The organism is Streptomyces sp. B1866 (genome assembly GCF_031932565.1).
Lineage (GTDB): Bacteria > Actinomycetota > Actinomycetes > Streptomycetales > Streptomycetaceae > Streptomyces.
Map to the genome: position 1 here is coordinate 1 of NZ_JAVSCF010000429.1, position 2,942 is coordinate 2,942.

A 2,942-nucleotide genomic window follows, 5' to 3' on the forward strand; every position below is an offset into this window, starting at 1 on the left:
TACGCCTCCCACTCCGCCCACATGGACACCGTACGCCAACAAGTCACAGAACTCTCAGAACAGGTGACACCGCAGGCGACCGGCGTGCGCATGTACTCCACCGTCACCGGCCAACAGATCACCAACCCCGAAGCACTGAGCGGCACCTACTGGTACGACAACCTCCGCACAACCGTCCAACTAGACGCCGCCGTACGCACCGCCGCCACCGACGGACACCGCCTCTTCCTCGAATGCTCCCCCCACCCCGGCCTCACCGTCCCCCTCACCGACACCCTCGAACAACTAGGCCACCACCACACCACCGTCCTGGAAACCCTCCGCCGCGACCACGGCAACCCCGACCGCCTCCAAGCAGCCCTCTCCACCGCCTACACCCACGGCCTGCCCGTCCGCTGGACCACCAACACCACACCCGGACCCCTCGACCTCCCCACCTACCCCTTCCAACACCACCGCTACTGGATCGAACCCTCGGAATCGTCCGGCAACCCGGCCGGTCTCGGCCTGACTTCCGCACGCCATCCCCTCCTCGGGGCCGCCGTGGAATCCGCCCACGACGGCAGCGTGCTCTTCACCGGACGCCTCTCCCCCACCACCCACCCCTGGCTCGCCGAACACGTGGTCCTGGACACGGCCATCGCGCCGGGCACGGTCTTCGTCGACCTCGCGTCCTGGGCGGGCAGCGAGACCGGCAGCCCCCTGATCGACGAGCTGACCCTGCACACCCCACTCGTCCTGCCCGACACCGGCGGACTCCGCCTGCAAGTGGCCGTGACGCCCCCCGACCCGGCAGGGGTGCGGAAGATCACCATCCACTCGCAGCCCGTAGACGCCCCCGCCGACACCCCCTGGACCCAGCACGCCACCGGCACCCTCACCCACGACACCGCCCCCGACACGCCCCCCACCTCCGACACGCCCGACCTCACCGCCTGGCCGCCACCCGGGAGCGTGCCGGTAGAGATCGACGGGGCCTACGAGCGGCTGGCCGCGGCGGGGTTCGACTACGGTCCGGTCTTCCAGGGGCTGCGAGCTGCCTGGCGGCGCGGCCCGGAGCTGTTCGCCGAGGTCGCACTCGCCGACGAGGTACGGTCCGACGCCACCCTGTTCGACGTCCACCCGGCCCTGTTCGACGCCGCGATCCACGTGCTCAGCGTCGAGCAGCGGCCCGCGGAGGGGGACGGGAACGGGGAGGCTCGCGTGGCGTTCGCCTGGCGCGGCGTCCGGGTGGTCGGCTCGGGCCCGGCGCGGCTCCGGGTCCGGCTGGCTCCCGTGGGGGACGACGCCGTGTCGCTGCACCTGACGGACGACACCGGACGTACCGTCGCCTCCGTCGCCTCGCTGACGGTCCGCCCCGTCTCGGCCGAGCGGCTGCGGCCCGCGGGCTTGCCGCACCGCGACGCGTTGTTCCGCGTGGACTGGCGTGCGATCGACACCGCGCCGCCCACGCCCGTCCCGGTCTGGGCACTGCTCGGCCCCGACCTGCCCGTGCCAGTCGGCCACCTGCCGAGCGCACGGTACGGGGACCTGGCCGAGGCCGTCGCGGACTCCGGTCCGGCGCCGGATGTGGTGGTGGCGTGCGTACCCGCCGATCCGCGGACCACGGCCGACACGGCGGCGCGGACTCGTGACGTGCTGTCGTCCACGCTCGCCTCGCTCCAGGCGTGGCTGACGGAGCCCCGGTTCAGCGCGGCCCGCCTGGTCGTGGTGACCTCGGGCGCGGTCGCGGCCCGTCCCGGCGAGGCCGTTCCGGACGTGCCGGCGGCCGCGGTGTGGGGGCTGGTGCGTTCGGCGCAGTCGGAGCATCCGGGGCGCTTCACGCTCGTGGACCTCGACAGGCACGACGCGTCCGGCGCCGCCTGGCCCGCGGTGCTCGCCTCACCGGAGCCGCAACTGGCCGTGCGCCAGGGGCGCGTACACCTTCCGCGCCTGGTACGGGCCAGGCCCGTGCCGCCCGGCGGAGACACCCGGTTCGCTCCCGGCGGGACCGTCCTGGTCACGGGGGCGACCGGCGGGCTGGGCGCGCTGGTGGCCCGGCACCTGGTGACCGCGCACGGCGTGACCCGGCTGCTCCTGCTGTCCCGGCGAGGCGAGACCGCCCCCGGCGCCACCGACCTGACCGCCGAACTCACCGCCCTCGGCGCCGACGTCACCATCACCGCCTGCGACACCGCCGACCGCACCGCACTCGCCCGCACACTCGCCGCCGTACCCGCACACCACCCGCTCACGGCCGTCATCCACACCGCGGGCATCGTGGACGACGGCGTCATCGAGGCGCTGACTCCCGGGCACCTGGACCGCTCCCTACGCCCGAAGGCCGACGGGGCTCTGCACCTGCACGAGCTGACCCGGGACGCCGAGCTGTCCGCGTTCGTGCTGTTCTCGTCGGGAGCCACGACCTTCGGCGGGCCGGGCCAGGGCAACTACGCCGCCGCCAACGCGTTCCTCGACGGCTTGGCGCAGCACCGGCGGGCCCTCGGGCTGCCGGCCGTCTCGCTCGCCTGGGGCCTGTGGGCCGGCTCGCGGGGAATGGGCGGACGTCTCAGCGAGGCCGACCTCGCCCGCTGGGAGCGGACCGGCGCGGTGGCGATGCCGCCGGAGGAGGCCCTGCACCTGTTCGACACCGCTCTCGGCGCCGCCGACGCGACCCTCGTACCCGCGCGTTTGGACCTCACGGCGATGCGATCCCGCGCGGCGGCACTGCCCCGGCTCTTCGCCGATCTGCTGGGCGCGCCCAGGCTCCGCGCGGAGGCGGGGACGGACGGGCCGTCACTGGCCCGACGGCTGTCCGGGATGCCGCGGGCCGAACGGGAACAGGCGCTCGTCGACATCGTGCGGGCCGAGGCGGCGGGCGCGCTCGGGCACCGGACGGCGGACGCGGTGCCCGCCACCCGCGCCTTCAAGGAGTGCGGCTTCGATTCGCTGACGGGTGTGGA

At 74.3% G+C, this 2,942-nt stretch carries 1 protein-coding gene; it reads left to right on the forward strand.

What is annotated here, in order from left to right:
• Positions 1-21 precede the first annotated feature (21 nt).
• The coding region (locus tag RKE29_RS29025) for an SDR family NAD(P)-dependent oxidoreductase (RefSeq protein WP_312008692.1) at positions 22-2,942 on the forward strand (2,921 nt) is incomplete at its 3' end.